This window comes from Sphingopyxis indica (assembly GCF_900188185.1).
Taxonomy (GTDB): domain Bacteria; phylum Pseudomonadota; class Alphaproteobacteria; order Sphingomonadales; family Sphingomonadaceae; genus Sphingopyxis; species Sphingopyxis indica.
On the sequence record NZ_FZPA01000001.1, the window covers coordinates 755,017 to 771,111 of the forward strand.

Annotated in this window: 18 protein-coding genes and 1 tRNA gene; 13 read left to right on the forward strand and 6 right to left on the reverse strand. The window is 66.6% G+C overall.

The genetic code is table 11. The annotated features are described in order from the left end of the window. Positions 1–47 precede the first annotated feature (47 nt). The 7 genes from CHB69_RS03565 (at position 48) to CHB69_RS03595 (ending at position 5,375) form a co-directional block, all read left to right on the forward strand. Entirely contained in the window at positions 48–440 is a 393-nt protein-coding gene (locus tag CHB69_RS03565) for a PaaI family thioesterase (protein WP_089214545.1), read from the forward strand. Next, positions 428–1,165, forward strand: coding sequence for a DNA repair protein RecO (gene recO / locus CHB69_RS03570; protein ID WP_089214546.1), 738 nt, complete (start codon positions 428–430; stop codon positions 1,163–1,165). Before CHB69_RS03565 ends, recO begins: the two co-directional genes overlap by 13 nt. Positions 1,166–1,311: 146 nt before the next feature. Next, positions 1,312–2,403, forward strand: a complete 1,092-nt coding sequence (gene leuB / locus CHB69_RS03575) for a 3-isopropylmalate dehydrogenase (protein ID WP_425442400.1) — start codon at positions 1,312–1,314, stop codon at positions 2,401–2,403. Positions 2,404–2,421: 18 nt separating this feature from the next. Continuing rightward, positions 2,422–3,627 (forward strand): trans-sulfuration enzyme family protein, encoded by a 1,206-nt coding sequence (locus CHB69_RS03580; RefSeq protein ID WP_089214548.1) that lies wholly within the window; start codon positions 2,422–2,424, stop codon positions 3,625–3,627. 17 nt (positions 3,628–3,644) lie between these two features. Continuing rightward, complete coding sequence (gene apaG / locus CHB69_RS03585; RefSeq protein WP_089214789.1) at positions 3,645–4,046, forward strand: Co2+/Mg2+ efflux protein ApaG; 402 nt, start codon at positions 3,645–3,647, stop codon at positions 4,044–4,046. Next, entirely contained in the window at positions 4,043–4,834 is a 792-nt protein-coding gene (locus tag CHB69_RS03590; RefSeq protein ID WP_089214549.1) for a LysR family transcriptional regulator, read from the forward strand. Before apaG ends, CHB69_RS03590 begins: the two co-directional genes overlap by 4 nt. A 58-nt stretch (positions 4,835–4,892) precedes the next feature. After that, positions 4,893–5,375 (forward strand): DUF417 family protein, encoded by a 483-nt coding sequence (locus tag CHB69_RS03595; protein ID WP_089214550.1) that lies wholly within the window; start codon positions 4,893–4,895, stop codon positions 5,373–5,375. On the opposite strand, the gene CHB69_RS03600 is transcribed toward CHB69_RS03595, so the two are convergent. Both CHB69_RS03600 and parE read right to left on the reverse strand, forming a co-directional pair. Continuing rightward, the gene (locus CHB69_RS03600) at positions 5,361–6,677 is read right to left on the reverse strand and encodes a serine hydrolase (RefSeq protein ID WP_089214790.1); all 1,317 of its coding nucleotides are present in this window, start codon (positions 6,675–6,677) and stop codon (positions 5,361–5,363) included. The genes CHB69_RS03595 and CHB69_RS03600 overlap by 15 nt on opposite strands. A 51-nt stretch (positions 6,678–6,728) precedes the next feature. After that, positions 6,729–8,708: a DNA topoisomerase IV subunit B gene (gene parE, locus CHB69_RS03605; protein WP_089214551.1), complete on the reverse strand. Its 1,980-nt coding sequence runs from the start codon at positions 8,706–8,708 to the stop codon at positions 6,729–6,731. 172 nt (positions 8,709–8,880) lie between these two features. Between parE and CHB69_RS03610 the strand changes: the two genes are divergently transcribed. Continuing rightward, positions 8,881–9,714 carry an outer membrane protein gene (locus CHB69_RS03610; RefSeq protein WP_089214552.1) on the forward strand — a complete coding sequence of 278 codons (834 nt, stop codon included), beginning with the start codon at positions 8,881–8,883 and terminating at the stop codon, positions 9,712–9,714. Positions 9,715–9,767: 53 nt separating this feature from the next. On the opposite strand, the gene CHB69_RS03615 is transcribed toward CHB69_RS03610, so the two are convergent. Continuing rightward, positions 9,768–10,163 carry a PaaI family thioesterase gene (locus CHB69_RS03615; RefSeq protein ID WP_089214553.1) on the reverse strand — a complete coding sequence of 132 codons (396 nt, stop codon included), beginning with the start codon at positions 10,161–10,163 and terminating at the stop codon, positions 9,768–9,770. After that, the gene (locus CHB69_RS03620) at positions 10,160–10,843 is read right to left on the reverse strand and encodes a GcrA family cell cycle regulator (RefSeq protein ID WP_089214791.1); all 684 of its coding nucleotides are present in this window, start codon (positions 10,841–10,843) and stop codon (positions 10,160–10,162) included. The genes CHB69_RS03615 and CHB69_RS03620 overlap by 4 nt, the downstream gene beginning before the upstream one ends. Before the next feature lie 122 nt (positions 10,844–10,965). On the opposite strand from CHB69_RS03620, the gene CHB69_RS03625 reads away from it, so the two are divergent. Further along, the gene (locus CHB69_RS03625) at positions 10,966–11,838 is read left to right on the forward strand and encodes an ABC transporter permease (RefSeq protein ID WP_089214554.1); all 873 of its coding nucleotides are present in this window, start codon (positions 10,966–10,968) and stop codon (positions 11,836–11,838) included. A 12-nt stretch (positions 11,839–11,850) separates the two neighbouring features. On the opposite strand, the gene hspQ is transcribed toward CHB69_RS03625, so the two are convergent. After that, positions 11,851–12,237, reverse strand: a complete 387-nt coding sequence (hspQ, locus tag CHB69_RS03630) for a heat shock protein HspQ (RefSeq protein WP_089214555.1) — start codon at positions 12,235–12,237, stop codon at positions 11,851–11,853. Between the two features lie 165 nt (positions 12,238–12,402). On the opposite strand from hspQ, the gene CHB69_RS03635 reads away from it, so the two are divergent. After that, complete coding sequence (locus CHB69_RS03635; protein WP_089214556.1) at positions 12,403–13,047, forward strand: Yip1 family protein; 645 nt, start codon at positions 12,403–12,405, stop codon at positions 13,045–13,047. Positions 13,048–13,113: 66 nt separating this feature from the next. On the opposite strand, the gene CHB69_RS03640 is transcribed toward CHB69_RS03635, so the two are convergent. Continuing rightward, positions 13,114–13,203: transfer RNA gene (locus CHB69_RS03640), tRNA-Ser, on the reverse strand. A 139-nt stretch (positions 13,204–13,342) separates the two neighbouring features. On the opposite strand from CHB69_RS03640, the gene CHB69_RS03645 reads away from it, so the two are divergent. From CHB69_RS03645 to CHB69_RS03655, 3 genes are all read left to right on the forward strand, one after another. After that, positions 13,343–14,521 carry a CaiB/BaiF CoA transferase family protein gene (locus CHB69_RS03645; RefSeq protein ID WP_089214557.1) on the forward strand — a complete coding sequence of 393 codons (1,179 nt, stop codon included), beginning with the start codon at positions 13,343–13,345 and terminating at the stop codon, positions 14,519–14,521. Positions 14,522–14,594: 73 nt separating this feature from the next. Beyond that, on the forward strand, positions 14,595–15,479 hold the full coding sequence (gene yghU / locus CHB69_RS03650; protein WP_089214558.1) for a glutathione-dependent disulfide-bond oxidoreductase: 885 nt from the start codon (positions 14,595–14,597) through the stop codon (positions 15,477–15,479). Positions 15,480–15,662: 183 nt separating this feature from the next. Further along, positions 15,663–16,094 (forward strand): TadE/TadG family type IV pilus assembly protein, encoded by a 432-nt coding sequence (locus CHB69_RS03655; RefSeq protein WP_245836482.1) that lies wholly within the window; start codon positions 15,663–15,665, stop codon positions 16,092–16,094. Position 16,095 lies beyond the last annotated feature (1 nt).

Consider the following 16,095-nt stretch of genomic DNA (forward strand, 5'->3'; position numbering starts at 1 on the left):
ACGCCCTCCCCTGAAGGGGAGGGGCTTGGGTTAAGAAGGGACAATCTATGAATTTCGCCGCTACCATGCCGCTTGCAGCCACACTCGGCGTCACCATCGACGAGGGCAGCAAGGACCGCGTCGCGGGCAAACTGCCCGTGCGGCCCGAAATCTGCACCGCGGGCCAGATCGTCCACGGCGGCGCGATCATGGCCTTCGCCGATTGCCTGGGCGCGGTCGGCGCCTTCCTGACCTTGCCCGAGGGCGCGAGCGGCACGACGACGATCGAGAGCAAGACCAATTTCCTCGGCGCCGGACCGGTCGGCGCGCTGCTCGTCGGCGAGGCGACCCCGGTGAAGATCGGCAAGCGGTTGTCGGTCTGGCAGACGCGCATCCGCACCGAAGCGGGCGCCGAGGTCGCGTTGGTCACGCAAACGCAGATGGTGCTTTGGCCAGCCTGAGCACCGAGGCGATCGTCTGCGCGGTGCGCGCGCATGGCGAACATGGCGCGATCCTGCGCGCGCTGACGCGCGAAGCGGGGCTTGTCGCGGGCTATGTGCGCGGCGGACGGTCACGGCGGTTGCGGCCGATCCTGATGCCCGGAAACGCGGTCGCGTTCGAGCTGCGCGCGCGAACCGAGGAACAGCTCGGCGGCGCGACGGTGGAGCTGCTGACCAGCCGCGCGCCGCTGCTCGCCGAACCGCTGCCCGCCGCGGCGATCGACTGGGCGACGAGCCTGACCGCGGCGACGCTGCCCGAGGGCCAGCCCTATCCGGCGCTCTACGACGCGCTTGGCGGCCTGCTCGACGCGATCGCGGTTGCGGCGGCGGCGCGGCAATGGGCGGCGGCGCTCGCGCGCTACGAACTGCTGCTGCTCACCGAACTCGGCTTCGGGCTCAACCTTGACGAGTGCGTGGCGACGGGTGCGAGCGATGGTCTCGCTTTCGTCAGCCCCAAAACCGGCGGGGCGGTAAGCGCCGCCGCGGCGCAGGGCTATGAAACGCGGCTGTTTCGCTTGCCTCCCTTCCTGCGCGCACCCGATCCCGACCCGTCGCTCGCCGACGTGTTGGACGGCTTGGCGATCACAGGTCATTTCTTGAGCCGCGATCTGCTCGACGGGCGCAACCGCGACTTGCTGGCGGTGAGGGAAAGATTGACCGTTCGGCTCAACAGGGCGGTTGCGTGACGCGCTGTCGCTGCCTAGAGCGTCGGCGTCCCTGAGCGACAAACTCTGTGCTCCCGCGAAGGCGGGAGCCCATCTCCGGTGGGCTCTATGTTGAACCGGCAGGTGATGGGTCCCCGCCTTCGCGGGGACACGCGGTCTGACTGGCGATGCGGACACCGGTTCGTAATGATGTGCGCGAAGGAACCCGGATATTGAAAATCCTGCTGCTCGCCGGCGACGGCATCGGTCCCGAGATCATGGCAGAGGCCGAGCGGGTGCTCGCCGCACTCGACCTTCCGGTGACGCTCGACCGCGCGCTCGTCGGCGGCGCGGCCTATGAAGCGACCGGCCATCCGCTGCCGCCCGAAACGCTCGCCAAGGCGAAAGCCGCCGACGCGATCCTGTTCGGCGCCGTCGGCGACCCGCGCTTCGATGCGGTCGAGCGGCATTTGCGCCCCGAACAGGCGATCCTCGGCCTGCGCTCCGAACTCGGCCTCTTCGCCAATCTTCGCCCCGCCAAGCTCTTTCCGGGGCTCGAGGACAGCTCGGCGCTGCGCCCCGAGGTCGCGGCGGCGATCGACCTGCTCATCGTCCGCGAGCTTAACGGCGACGTCTATTTCGGCGAAAAGGGCCTGCGCACGACCGCGAACGGCGAGCGCGAGGGCTATGACGTCATGTCGTACAGCGAAAGCGAAGTGCGCCGCATCGCCCACGTCGCCTTCCGCGCCGCACAGGGGCGGCAGGGCCGGCTCTGCTCGGTCGACAAGGCGAATGTGCTCGAAACCTCGCAGCTGTGGCGCGACGTGGTGATCGAAGTGGCGAAGGATTATCCCGGCGTCGAACTCAGCCACATGTATGTCGACAATGCCGCGATGCAGCTCGTGCGCAACCCCGGCCAGTTCGACGTCGTCGTCACCGGCAATCTGTTCGGCGACATATTGTCCGATCAGGCGTCGATGTGCGTCGGCTCGATCGGGCTGCTCGCCTCGGCCTCGCTCGGCGAAGGGACGAAAGGGCTTTACGAGCCGATACACGGCAGCGCGCCCGACATCGCGGGGCAGGGCGTCGCCAACCCGCTGGCGATGATCCTGTCGCTCGCGATGCTGCTCCGCCATTCGGGTGGCGACGAGGCGAGCGCCGCGCGGATCGAGGCGGCGGTGGCGAGGGTGCTCGCCGACGGCTGCCGCGGCGCCGATCTGGGCGGAACGATGGGCACGGCGGCGCTCGGCGACGCGGTCGTGGCGGCCCTGAGAAACTAGAGTTACGGACAGAGAAACATGAAGAAGACCACCGGATTCGATCGCGACAAGACGCGGAACTGGCGCCCCGCGACGCAGGCGGTGCGCGGCGGGACGTGGCGCAGCGAGCATGGCGAGACGTCCGAGGCGCTCTTCCTGACCTCGGGCTATACCTATGACAGCGCCGAGGAGGTGGCGGCGCGCTTCGCGGGCGAAGCCGTGGGCATGACCTATTCGCGGCTCCAGAACCCGACCGTCGCGATGCTCGAAGAACGCATCGCGCTGATGGAGGGCGCCGAAGCGTGCCGGACGCAGGCGAGCGGCATGGCGGCGATGACCACGGCCTTGCTCTGCCAGCTGTCGCAGGGCGACCATATCGTCGCGGCGAAGGCGGCCTTCGGTTCGTGCCGCTGGCTCGTCGACACCCTCTTCCCGCGCTTCGGGATCGAAACGAGCGTCGTCGACGGCCGCGACAATGATGCGTGGGAAAAGGCGATTCGGCCCAACACCAGGGTTTTCTTCTTCGAAACCCCCGCTAACCCGACGCTCGACATCGTCGATCTCGAGCATGTCTGCGCCCTCGCGAGGGCGCACGGCATCACCAGCGTCGTCGACAATGCCTTCGCGACGAGCGCGCTCCAGCGGCCGATGGACTTCGGCGCCGACGTCGTCGCTTACTCGGCGACCAAGCTGATGGATGGGCAGGGGCGCGTGCTCGCCGGTGCCGTCTGTGGGACCGAAAAGTTCATCAACGATGTGCTGCTGCCGTTCCAGCGCAATACGGGTCCGAACCTGTCGCCCTTCAACGCGTGGGTTGTGCTCAAGGGACTCGAAACGCTCGACATGCGCGCGCGGCGCCAGTCCGAAAATGCGCTCGAAGTCGGCAAATTCGTCGAAAGCCGCGTTCCGCGCATCCTCCACCCCGGACTCGCGAGCCACCCGCAGCATAATCTGGCGATGCGCCAGATGGACGCATCCGGGCCGATTTTCGCCTTCATCCTGGAGGATCGCGCGCAGGCGATGGCGTTCCTCGACGCGCTCGAACTCGTCGATATCAGCAACAATATCGGCGATTCGCGCAGCCTCTGCTGCCATCCTGCCTCGACGACCCATTATGGCGTCAGCGCCGAAGCGCGCGCCGACATGGGCGTCGAAGAGGGGATGCTGCGGATCAATATCGGGCTCGAAGACCCGCGCGACCTGATCGCCGATCTCGACCAGGCATTGACCAGGGTGGGGCTATAGGCGACGCTGTGCTGGCGATGCTCGACTCGCTTTTCCCTTTCTCGGCCGCGACGGGGCCGATCACGGTGCGCGTGTCGGTCAGCTATTTGCCCGAACAGTCGCATCCGGCGCTCGGGCGCTGGTTCTGGGCCTATCATATCCGGGTCGAAAATCACGGCGCGCTCTCGGCGCAGCTCCTCAATCGCCACTGGCAGATCCGCGACGGCGACGGGCAGGTCAGCGAGGTCGAGGGCGAGGGCGTCATCGGCGAACAGCCGCTGATCCAGCCGGGTGGCGCGTTTCACTATGTATCGGGCTGTCCGCTCACGACGCCCGGCGGATCTATGGTCGGAAGCTATATGATGGAACTCGGCGACGGATCGCAGATGCTCGTCGCGATCCCGCAATTTCCGCTCGCGGCGCCCGCGACTGCGCCATGAAGCGGACGCACCTGCCTCTCAACGCGCTCCGCGTCTTCGATGCCGCTGCCCGGCATCTGAGCTTCACGCGCGCCGCCGACGAGCTCGCGGTGACGCCCGCCGCGGTCGGGCAACAGATTCGAGCGCTCGAAGACATGCTCGGCGTCGTCCTCTTCCGCCGCACGCCGAAGGGGCTCGAACTCACGGGCGAAGCGACCGCGGGGCTCGACGCGCTGCGCCAGGGCTTTCTGCAATTCGAGGAGTCGGTGCGCGCGATGCAGGCGGGGCAATCGTCGCAGTCGCTGACGATCGCCGCGCCGCGCGACCTCACCGCCAAATGGCTCGCGCCCCGCCTCGCGCGCTACAGCCAGCAGGCGCCCGACGTGCGCTTCACCCTCGTCTCGTCCGACGGCGGCATCGACTTTACCGAAGCCAATCTCGATCTCGCGATCTTCTGGACCGACGGCCCCGGCGAGCATGAGGGCGTCGCGCTGTCCGATCCGGCGATGGTGACCGTCGCCGGCCCCGCGAGCGACAGCGAAACGCGCATCGCCTGGCCCGGCTGCCCCGCCGAAGACGGCGAGCCCGCGCTGCGGCTCGGCGACGCGGGGCTCGCGATCGACGCGGCGGCGAACGGGCTGGGACAGGCAAATGTTCCCGCGATGCTCGCCGAGGCCGATCTGGCGGCAGGCCGCGTCCGGCTGGTCCGCGAAGCGTTCGCGGTAAAACGCGGCTATTGGCTCGTCGCGCCGACCCCGCAATGGCGCCAGGCGAAGGTCAAGGCGCTGGTCGCGGCGCTCACCGATTGATGTAACCCCGCCGGCGCCCGGCACGAATATCTCCGAAACGTCCTTTGGGGGTATTTGTATGCGCGAAATTCCGGGCGGGCTTCCGCCTCAAACTTTCTCGATCGGCGCCCTGCGCTGGTCGCTGGTATTTATCTTCGCCATGTTCGGGATCGCGAAATTCGCATCGTACGAAGCCGAAGGCGTCGCTGGCATCGCCATGCATTATCCGCTCTTCGCCTGGATGTATCCGCTGATCGGGGTCCAGGGGACGAGCAATGTCATCGGGACGGTCGAGTTGGCGACGGGGGCGCTGATCGCGCTGGGGGCCTGGTCGCATCGGGCGGGGCTGCTCGGCGGTCTGATGGGAATGGCGACCTTTCTCGTCACGCTCAGCTTCAGCTTCGGCGTGCCGCTGTGGCAAGACGGGTTCGGCTTTCCCTTCATGGGATCGACCGCACAGTTCCTGTTCAAGGACGCAGTGCTGCTCGCCGCCTGTCTGGCGCTTGCCCTGCACGCCGGCCACGCACTGCGTACGAATGGCGCGGCTCTATTTAGCCGCTAACGCCAGCAGCCGCGTCACCAGCCCGTTGATCGTCTCGGCCGCGGCATCGCCGTCGGGATTGTTCCAGCTTGCCGTGACGACGAACCATTTGCCGTCCGATTTGCGCTGCCCGAGCAGGCTCATCGACAGCACCCCGAGTTCGGAGCCGCCCTTGTAACCCAGATAGCGCCAGTCGGCGGCCGCGATGGGGCCGACGCCGCTGTTGATCGCCATCGCCGCCATCGCCTCCTCCGACCCGCGCGCCTTCAGGTCGATCAGCCCGCGCGCGACGTCCTGGGGACTCGCGAACCATTCGAGGCTGTCGATGAAGCGCGGCTTGCCGCCAAAACTGCCGCCGTCGACATTTTCGAGGATCAGCCGGCCCTTGTTCGCGTCGATCAGCGCGCGCTGCGCTTCGTCGTCGCCGGCAAGAAAGGCGGCGCGCTCGGCGGCGAAATTATTGCCCTTCAGCGCGAAGGCTTCGACCGTGGTCAGGAAAGGAATATTGCGCGACGGGTCGCTGTTCCCGGCGGCGCGCATCCGCGCCTCGACTGCCTCGCGGCCGAGCAGGTGAATCAGCGTGTCGGCAGCGCCATTGTCGCTCACTGAAATCATCCAGTTGGCGAGCGTCTGCAAGGTCACCGGCGTGTTCTTCGGCCAGCCCGCGGTCGCGGCCGAGGAAAAGCTGAGGTGCGAGAGCGGCGCGACCTCGTCCCAGCGATGCTTGCCGGCGGCGATCTGCGCGGCAAGCTCGTCGAGGACATAGAGCTTGAAGGTCGATCCGACGGCGAACGGCGTGTCGGCGTGCGCGGAGGCGAGGGGAGCGATGCGGTTTCCGTCGATTTCGGCGACCAGAAAGCCGGTCTTGCCGGGCAGGGCCGCAAGCTCGGCGGCGACGCGGTCGAAGCTGTCGTTCGCGACCTCGAAATGCTGGAAGCGCAGGCCATCGACCCGCCGGTCGGGCCCGGCCTCGACGCTGAGCGCGACCGTGCCGACCGCCTTTTCGAAGCGGAGCGTCACCGTGCCGCGCCGCGCATCGGCCGCGTCGGTCGATACGACCGCGACCGGCCGGCCATATTGCGCGACCAGATTGGCCGCGATCGCCTTGAACTGCGCCTCGGGCACCGCCTGCTGAAAGACCGGCGCGAAATAATCGGCAAAGGCGATGCGGCCCTCGAGGAGATCGGGAAGCTCCGCTGCGCGGCGTTCGAAGCCGGTGGTGGCGGGGACTGTGGGCGCAGGCGATTGGGCGAATAGCGCAGGAGCGGGGAGAGCGGCGGTGAGCAGGAGAAGCGCGATAAGGGCGGTGCGGAAGCCGGTCATGGCGTCATTCTTCCCTTCCATCCTCTCCCCTGAGGGGGGAGGGGGCCGGCTTCACGCGTCGATCGCCGCTTCGTCGAGGCTCGCCGCATTCGCCTGGATGAAGTGAAAGCGGTGCTCGGGATGCTTGCCCATCAGACGGTCGACGAGATCCTTGACTAGATGCCGCTCCTCATATTCCTGCGGCAAGGTGACGCGCAGCAGGCTGCGCGTCGCCGGGTCCATCGTCGTTTCTTTCAACTGGTTGGGGTTCATTTCTCCCAAACCCTTGAAGCGGCCCACATCGACCTTCTTGCCCTTGAAGACGGTCGCCTCCAGCTCGGCGCGATGCGCATCGTCGCGCGCATAGGCCGAGGTTGCGCCCGCGGTCAGGCGATAGAGCGGCGGCTGCGCGAGATAGACGTGCCCGTTCCGCACGATGTCGGGCATTTCCTGAAAGAAAAAGGTCATCAGCAGGGTCGCGATATGCGCGCCGTCGACGTCGGCGTCGGTCATGATGACGATCTTCTCGTAACGCAGCCGGTCGGCGTCGCAATCCTTGCGCATCCCGCAGCCGAGCGCGAGCGCGAGGTCGGCGATTTCCTGATTGGCGCGGATCTTGTCGGCGCTGGCGCTCGCGACGTTCAATATCTTGCCGCGGATCGGCAGGATCGCCTGCGTCTTGCGGTCGCGCGCCTGCTTGGCGCTGCCGCCGGCGCTGTCGCCCTCCACGATAAATAATTCCGTGCCTTCGGGGCCGTCGTTCGCACAATCGGTGAGCTTGCCCGGCAGGCGCAGCTTGCGCGCGCTCGTCGCGGTCTTGCGCTTCACCTCGCGCTCGGCCTTGCGCTTCAGCCGTTCCTCCATCCGTTCGAGGATCAGGCCAAGCAACGCGCGGCCGCGGTCCATATTGTCAGAGAGGAAGTGGTCGAAATGGTCGCGAATCGCGCTCTCGGTCAGGCGCGCGGCCTCGGGGCTCGACAGCCGGTCCTTGGTCTGGCTCTGAAACTGCGGGTCGCGGATGAACACCGACAGCATCATCTCGCCGCCGTTGAACACGTCGTCGGCGGTGATCTGTGCCGCCTTCTTCTGTCCGATCAGCTCGCCGAACGCGCGCAATCCCTTGGTGAGCGCGGCGCGCAGCCCCGCCTCGTGCGTGCCGCCCGCGGGGGTCGGGATGGTGTTGCAATACCAGCTGTACGATCCGTCGGACCAGAGCGGCCAGGCGATCGCCCATTCGGCGCGGCCCTGCTCGCCCGCGAAATCCTGCCGTCCGACAAAGGGTTCGGCGGTCGCGCACTCGCGGGAGCCGATCTGTTCCTTCAGATGGTCGGCAAGGCCGCCGGGGAACTGGAACACCGCTTCGGCGGGCGTGTCGTCGCCGACCAGCTCGGGCGCGCATTTCCAGCGGATTTCGACCCCGGCGAACAGATAGGCCTTCGATCGCGCCATGCGATAGAGGCGCTGCGGCTTGAAGCGGCCATGCTCGCCGAAAATCTCGGGATCGGGGGTGAAGGACACGCTCGTGCCGCGGCGGTTGGGGGTCGGGCCCAGCTTTTCGAGCGGCCCCAGTGGCACCCCGCGCGCGAAACGCTGGCGATAAAGCTGCCTGCCCTGCGCGACCTCGACCTCGGTCTCGCTCGACAGCGCGTTGACGACGCTGACCCCGACGCCGTGAAGGCCGCCCGAGGTCGCATAGGCCTTGCCTTCGAACTTGCCGCCCGAATGGAGGGTGGTGAGCACGACCTCGAGCGCCGACTTGCCGGGAAATTTGGGGTGCGGATCGACGGGAATGCCGCGGCCGTTGTCGGTGACGGTCAGCCGGTTGCCTGCGTCGAGCGTGATTTCGATGCGGCTCGCATGGCCGGCAACCGCTTCGTCCATGCTGTTGTCGATCACCTCGGCGGCGAGGTGATGGAGCGCGCGTTCGTCGGTGCCGCCGATATACATGCCGGGGCGCCGGCGCACCGGTTCGAGCCCCTCGAGCACTTCGATCTGCGAGGCGTTGTAGCTTTGCGGCTCGGAACCCGCGGCGTCGAACAAATCGTGACTCATGCCTTGGCTATAGGGGGCGGGAAAGCCCGCTGGCAAGGAGGGTTTTCGATGCCTCCGTCCATCAGCGTCGCGGCCCGTTTCGTCTCATTTCCGTCATAAAGCGGAACCTCGCCAACCGGCCGCGGGTTTGGCGGAAGGCTGCAAAGCCATTCAAAACATTGGAGTAAAAAATATGAAGTTCAGAGCTCTCCTCGCCGCCGTGGCCGCCGGTGCGATCGCCGTGCCCGCCATGGCCCAGGACCGCGACCCCGCGGAGGATTTCAACGGGCCCTATATCGGCGTCGTCGGCGGCGCGTCGCTGCAGCCCAGCGACCGCAACGAAACCCTGCTGTTCGATACCGACCTCGACGGCAATTATGGCGACACCGTCAATACGGCGACCGGCGCCAATGCCTTCTCGCCCGGCTTCTGCGGCGGACGCGCGACGAGTTCGTCCCCGACGAGCGGATGCCGCAACGACGTCGACGGCGCCGAATATTATCTGCGCGTCGGCACCGACCACCGCATGGGCAATTTCGTCGTCGGCGCGCTGGTCGAAGGCGGCCGCAGCGAAGCCAAGGACAGCGTGTCCGGCTTTTCGACCGGCCCCGACAGCTATATGCTGACCCGGCGCGGGCAATATCAGGCGGGCGCCCGCCTGCGCGCCGGCTATACGCCCGGCGGCGGCGCGCTCTTCTATGTCACCGGCGGCGGCGCCTATGCGCGGATGAAGAACAGCTTTTCGACGACCAACGCCGAAAACAGTTTCGCCGACACCGGCAAGAGCAACGCCTGGGGCTATAGCGTTGGCGGCGGCGCCGAAGTGATGGTGACGAACGGCCTCTCGCTCGGGCTCGAATATCTTTATACCGACCTCAAGGACAATGACTATCGCGTTGAAGTCGGCCAGGGATCGGCGCCCGACACCAACCCCTTCCTGCTCGACGCGGGCGGGACGAACATCATCCGCAGTTCGCCGTCGTTCAAGACGCACAGCGTGCGCGGCACGCTGAGCTATCATTTCTGAATTATCGGAAATGGACGGGAAAGGCGCCGGGCCAGGATCCGGCGCCTTTTCCGTTACGCGCTCGGCGCCGGAAAGATCGCGAAATTGCCGTTGGCGCTCGCGACGAGCCGATCGTCCTGATAGAGCCGCGCATCCATATTGGCGACGCGCTTGCCGCGGTGGAGCACTTCGGCATCGCAGATCAGCCGGCCCTCGCGCACGCCGACATGATAGTTGAACTTGATCTCCAGCGTCGCGCACCAGAAATGATCGTCGAGCTCGCTGGTCAGCGCGCCGCCCATCGCGGTGTCGGCGAGCGAATAGGCGACGCCGCCGTGCGCGACCCCTTGCGGGTTGAAATGGCGCGCGCGGTCGATGTCGATCGCCATGCGGCACTTGCCGCCGCCGCGCTCGACCATCTCGAAGCCGAGGAAGCGCGCGAATTCGAACTCCTGCCCGAACGGCCTCACCGGACGCGCGGCCCGCCGAAGGGTGGCGGCGGGGGCGGACGGCGCGTGCCGCGCGGCAGCTGCGCCTGATAGGCGCGGCCGCAATGCTCGACGCAATAAGGGAATCCGGGGTTCACCGGCTCGCCGCAGAAATGGAAATCGGGCTCGCCCGGATGCCCCATCGGCCAGCGGCAGATGCGGTCGTTGAGGTCGAGCAGGCTCGTCTTGTCGGCGATCTCCGGGCTCGGTTTCGCGGGCACCAGCCGGCGCGGCGGCGCGGGCGGAATCGGCGCCTGCTGGTCACCGGGCCCCTGGCGGATGAAGCCGCCGGGACCGATCGAGACGATGCGCGGCGCGTCGGGTTTCGGCGCCGCTTCGCTCTCGGACTCGGCGGTTGGAGCCGGCGCGGCGGCCTTGGGTTCGGCCTTCGGTGCCGGGGCCGGACGCGGGGCGGCGGGTGCGGCTGCGCGCGGAGCAGGGGCGGGCGCCGCAGGCTTGGGCGCGGCGGGCGCCTTGGCGGGCTTCGCGGGCTTGTCGGTCGCCTTGACGGGCGAGGGACGCGATTTCAGCCCCAGGCGGTGCGCCTTGCCGATCACCGCGTTGCGGCTCACCCCACCGAGTTCGTCGGCGATCTGGCTGGCAGTCAGCCCCTTTTCCCACATGCCGCGCAACTGTTCGATGCGCTCGTCCGTCCATGACATCGTCTGTTCCTCATTTCCTTCCACGCCGCGGATATTGCGACGATCCGCCGGCGGGATCGTTCGTCCCGCCGGGACGCAGCCCGGCTTGCGGTAAAGTCGGGGAGGCGATAGGCGAGATCGCCATGAACGACCAGCCCCAAATTTCGCGCTTCGACTCGGACAATCGCCCCGCGGCTCCGGCTTTTGCCGAACCCGGCGTGCCGCAGATCCGCGCGCTCAACCTTCCCGGCCTGCAGGCCCTCTATGTCAAGGAGGTGCGGCGCTTTTTCAAGGTCCAGCTCCAAACTATCTGGGCGCCTGCGGTCACGACCCTGCTGTTTCTCGTCATTTTCACCGTCGCGCTGGGCGGCGCGGGGCGCAAGGTCATCGGCGTGCCCTTTGCCGATTTCATCGCGCCGGGGCTGATCATGATGGCGATGCTCCAGAACAGCTTCGCCAATGCGAGCTTCTCGCTGCTCGTCGGCAAAATCCAGGGCACGATCATCGACTATCTGATGCCGCCGCTCGCGGTCGGCGAGCTGATCATCGCGCTGATCGGCGCCGCGGTGACGCGCGCGGTTTTCGTCGGCCTCGCGCTGTGGCTCGCGATGCTGCTGTGGCCCGGCGTCCATGTCATCCCGCAGCATTTCTGGGCGGTCGCTGCCTTCGGCCTGCTCGGCGCGACGATGATCGGCTTCCTCGGCCTCATCACTTCGGTCTGGGCGGAAAAGTTCGACCATGCCGCCGCGGTGACCAATTTCGTGGTGACGCCGCTCGCTTTGCTGTCGGGCACCTTCTATTCGGTCGACCGCCTCGCGCCGTGGTTCCAGTCGGTCGCGCACCTCAATCCCGTCTACTATGCGATCATGGGCTTTCGCTACGGCTTCATCGGCACCGTCGATTCGACGATCGCCAATCCGCTGCTGATCGCCGTGCTCGCGCTGCTTGGCGTCAACGCGCTGCTCGGCGTCATCACCTATCGCCTGCTCGCGACGGGGTGGAAGCTCAAGGCCTGATCCGGCCCCCGCTTAGTGCCGGTGGATCGACCGGATCCGGTAGCGCCCCTTTTCGATCCCGTCGAACATCGCGTCGATCTGCGGATGATCGACTGGGCCATGCTCGGCATCAGCCACCAGATTCTGCTGGCTGACATAGGCGATGTAGGAGGATTCCTCATTCTCCGCGAGCAAATGATAATAGGGCTGTTCCTTCGCCGGACGGATCGCTTCGGGGATCGCCTGATACCATTCCTCGCTGTTCGAAAAGACCGGATCGACGTCGAAGACGACGCCGCGAAAATCGAACATGCGGTGCCGCACGATGTCGCCCGGCGCAAAGCGCGCGCGTTCTATCAGCGGAGCGGGCACGCCGCCTTCGACTTCACCCTGATACTCGGACGGATTTTTTGCTATCATATGGTCAATTTATGGCGGTGAGCCGATCTTTCAAGCGCTATCCACCGGCCCCGCGGAGTATCAGGAGCGGATGTGACTTGAATCACCGAAATATTCCCGCACACTGGGCATATCGACTTGGGAGTTTGATTTGATTTCATAGCATCAGCAACAGGGGACAGGCATATGACCGACGAATCCTTTCGCAATCCGACGCCGCCGGAAGAATCGGGGCAGGCGATCGTGCAGCGCGCCAAGGACATATTGTTGAAGCCCAAGGAGACCTGGGCCATTATCGACGGCGAGGCGGCGACGGTCCAGTCGCTCTATGTTCCCTATGTCCTCGTCCTCGCGGCGATCGGCCCGCTCGCCGGACTGATCGGCGGACAGCTTTTCGGCTATCGCTTCCTCAATGTCACCTATCATCCGCCACTGGCCGGAGCGCTCGTTTCGGCAGTTCTGTCCTATGCGATGACGCTCGCGGCGGTCTATATCGTCGCGCTGGTGATCGACGCGCTCGCGCCGACCTTCGACGGGCAGCAAAGCCGGATTCAGGCGCTCAAGATCGCGGTCTATTCGGCGACCGCGGGCTGGGTCGCCGGCATATTCAACCTCATCCCCGGGCTCTTCCTGCTCGCCATGCTCGCGGGCCTCTACAGCCTCTATCTTCTCTATCTCGGCCTGCCGCGACTGATGAAAACGCCCCAGGACAAGGCGATCGTCTATACCGCGGTTGTCGTCGTCGTCACGATCGTGTGCATCTTCGCAATCAGCGCAATCGTCGGCCTGCTCGCGGTCCAGGGCAACCCGGCTTTCGGCGGCAGCCTCTAGGGTCGTCAAACGATACCGGTCGGGCGAAAAACCGCCTGACCGGATCGCGCGGTCAGGGAAGGAAAATGGAGGAGAGTGAGGGATTCGAACCCTCGGTACCCTTGCGGGCACTTCGCATTTCGAGTGCGACGCTTTCGACCACTCAGCCAACTCTCCTCGCTGAGGCAGGGGCCAACTAGCGATGCCCGCGCGATCTTGCAACCCTCTCGTCACAATTTCGCGACGCGCCCCACTGGCGGCAGCAGCGAGCCGCTGCTAGCCCCGGGGACGAACGAAGCGGCGGGAGAGACATATCGTGCCATTGCGCGGCATCAAGGTGCTCGATTTCGGGCGCTATATCGCCGGTCCCTATTGCGCGGCGCTGCTTGCCGACTATGGCGCCGACGTCATCCGGATCGAGGCGCCGGACGGCAATGACGATCGCTATACGGTTCCCGTCGCCGGCGACGGATCGGGCGCGATGTTCCTCCAGATGAACCGCAACAAGCGCTGCCTGACCTTGAAGCCCGGCAGCCCCGAAGGCCGCGAGATCGTCCGGCGGCTGGTCGCGGCCGCCGATGTCGTCGTCGCCAACCTGCCGCACGACGCGCTGGTCAGGCTGGGACTCGACTACGACAGTCTTGCCGCGATCAACCCGCGCGTCATCCTGGCGACCGCCTCGGCTTTCGGGCGCGAAGGGCCGCTTGCCGAACGGGTCGGCTTCGACGCGGTGGGGCAGGCGATGTCGGGCACCGTCCATCTGACCGGAACCCCCGATCAGCCCTATCGCGCGCAGGTCAATTATGTCGACTTCGGCACCGCGCTCCACTGCGCCTTCGGCGTGATGCTCGCGCTGCGCGAGCGCGAGACGACGGGGAAGGGGCAGTGCGTATCGGGGTCGCTGTTCGGCACCGCGCTCGCCATGTCGAACGCGCTGACGATCGACCATGCGCTGAACGGGATCGAGCGTCAGCCGATCGGCAATCGCAGCTACAGCTCGGCGCCGACCGACCTGTTCCGCACCCGCGACGGCTGGATCGTCACCCAGATCGTCGGCGCGCCGATCTTCCGCCGCTGGGCCGAACTCGTCGAGCGTCCCGAGCTGATCGACGATCCGCGCTATGCGAGCGACATTTTGCGCGGCGACAATGGCGCCGAACTGAGCGCGATCATGCAGGCGTGGTGCAACCCGCGCACCAGCGAACAGGCGATCGACGAACTGGCGGCGGCGCGCGTTCCCGCGGCCCCGGTCGTGCGCCCCTCCGAAGCGCTGGCGCACCCGCAGGTCGCCGCAATGGGCCTGATCGACGCCACGGCCTATCCCGGCACGCCGCGCGCGGCGCCGGTCATCCGGGCTCCGATTTCGCTGTCCGCCAGCGCCAAGACCGCGCCCAAGCGCGCGCCGCAGGTCGGCGAGCATAGCGACGCGATCCTGCGCGAGATCGGCTATGACGATGCGGCGATCGCAGCTTTGCGCGCGCAAAGGATAATTTGAGCCCGCCCGCTGGACGAAGCGGCGTCGCCGCATTAGATACCGGTCAGTATAAAATTTAGCGCAGGAGCCAGCGATGACCGAGCAGAGCGAATATGTGCCGCCGAAAATCTGGACGTGGGACAAGGAAAGCGGCGGACGATTCGCCAATATCAACCGCCCGGTCGCCGGGCCGACGCACGACAAGGACCTGCCCGTCGGCAAGCATCCGCTTCAGCTCTATTCGCTCGGCACGCCCAACGGCGTCAAGGTGACGGTGATGCTCGAGGAATTGCTGGAGGCCGGCCATAAGGGCGCCGAATATGACGCCTGGCTGATCCGCATCAACGAAGGCGACCAGTTTTCGAGCGGTTTCGTCGACATCAACCCGAACAGCAAGATTCCGGCGTTGCTCGACCGCAGCGGCGACAAGCCGGTGCGCGTCTTCGAATCGGGCGCGATCCTGATCTACCTCGCCGAAAAATTCGGCGCCTTCCTGCCGAGCGACCCCGCCGCGCGCGCCGAAACGCTGTCGTGGCTGATGTGGCAGATGGGAAGCGCCCCCTTCCTCGGCGGCGGCTTCGGGCATTTCTATGCCTATGCGCCCTTCAAGCAGGAATATCCGATCAACCGCTATGCGATGGAGGTGAAGCGCCAGCTCGACGTGCTCGACCGGCGCCTCGCGGAAAGCGACTATATCGCCGGCGCCGACTATAGCATCGCCGACATGGCAATCTGGCCCTGGTACGGCGCGCTGGCCAAGGGGCTCGTCTATGACGCGGGCGAATTCCTGCAGGTGCAGGAGTATAAGAATGTCCAGCGCTGGACCGACCAGGTCGCGGCGCGCCCCGCAGTGAAGCGCGGACGCATGGTCAACCGCGTGATGGGCGATCCGGCGAGCCAGCTCCACGAACGCCACGACGCCTCGGATTTCGAACTGCGCACGCAGGACAAGCTCGCGCCCGAACCCGCGGCCGAATAGCGGATTTTCCGCGCCGCCGCCCGGCGCGCGCGTTAACCGGCCAGCAAAGCCGACGGTTTCGCGCGCACGGCGGTGCTCCGAATATCTGCAAATTCCATAAAATGATCCGCATCGGCGGGCGACGCCGCTTTCATTCGCGCCCGCCATGCTTGCCGCATGTCCTGCCCGAATCGTCTCCGTCGGTTGTCCGCCCGTTCGCTGTCCGCAGCCGCCAATCGGCTGCTGCGCAGCGAGCGGGCGGCTGCCGTCGTCGAGATGGCGCTGGTGCTGCCGCTGTTCGTTGCGCTCGCGATGGGCATCCTCGTCTATGGGCAATATTTCCTGCTCGCGCACAGCGTGCAGCAGGCCGCGAACGACGGCGCGCGCGCCGCGATCATAGGGCTCGACGCCGCCGACCGGCGCGACATTGCGGAGCGCGCGGTGGGCCGCAGCCTCGCCGGCGTGGCCGGAGCCTCGGCCGAAAACCGCGCTATCGCGGTTTCGGAGACGAGCGATGCGGTGACCGTCGCGGTCAGTTTCACCGTGCCCGAGGGCAATTTCCTGCGCACCTCGCTCGTGCCGTCGCCCGGCAACGTCATCCGGGCGAGCGCGACCTTCGAGCTGCCGGCGGACTGAG

Bases quoted from the DNA above. Each gene is read 5' to 3' on its own strand.
- CHB69_RS03625 (WP_089214554.1), top strand. From the start codon at position 10,966: ATGAACGACCAGCCCCAAATTTCGCGCTTCGACTCGGACAATCGCCCC.
- CHB69_RS03565 (WP_089214545.1), top strand. From the start codon at position 48: ATGAATTTCGCCGCTACCATGCCGCTTGCAGCCACACTCGGCGTCACC.
- CHB69_RS03610 (WP_089214552.1), top strand. From the start codon at position 8,881: ATGAAGTTCAGAGCTCTCCTCGCCGCCGTGGCCGCCGGTGCGATCGCC.
- apaG (WP_089214789.1), top strand. From the start codon at position 3,645: ATGCTCGACTCGCTTTTCCCTTTCTCGGCCGCGACGGGGCCGATCACG.
- parE (WP_089214551.1), bottom strand. From the start codon at position 8,708: ATGAGTCACGATTTGTTCGACGCCGCGGGTTCCGAGCCGCAAAGCTAC.
- CHB69_RS03595 (WP_089214550.1), top strand. From the start codon at position 4,893: ATGCGCGAAATTCCGGGCGGGCTTCCGCCTCAAACTTTCTCGATCGGC.
- leuB (WP_425442400.1), top strand. From the start codon at position 1,312: ATGCGGACACCGGTTCGTAATGATGTGCGCGAAGGAACCCGGATATTG.
- CHB69_RS03580 (WP_089214548.1), top strand. From the start codon at position 2,422: ATGAAGAAGACCACCGGATTCGATCGCGACAAGACGCGGAACTGGCGC.
- CHB69_RS03590 (WP_089214549.1), top strand. From the start codon at position 4,043: ATGAAGCGGACGCACCTGCCTCTCAACGCGCTCCGCGTCTTCGATGCC.
- yghU (WP_089214558.1), top strand. From the start codon at position 14,595: ATGACCGAGCAGAGCGAATATGTGCCGCCGAAAATCTGGACGTGGGAC.
- CHB69_RS03620 (WP_089214791.1), bottom strand. From the start codon at position 10,843: ATGTCATGGACGGACGAGCGCATCGAACAGTTGCGCGGCATGTGGGAA.
- hspQ (WP_089214555.1), bottom strand. From the start codon at position 12,237: ATGATAGCAAAAAATCCGTCCGAGTATCAGGGTGAAGTCGAAGGCGGC.
- CHB69_RS03600 (WP_089214790.1), bottom strand. From the start codon at position 6,677: ATGACCGGCTTCCGCACCGCCCTTATCGCGCTTCTCCTGCTCACCGCC.
- CHB69_RS03635 (WP_089214556.1), top strand. From the start codon at position 12,403: ATGACCGACGAATCCTTTCGCAATCCGACGCCGCCGGAAGAATCGGGG.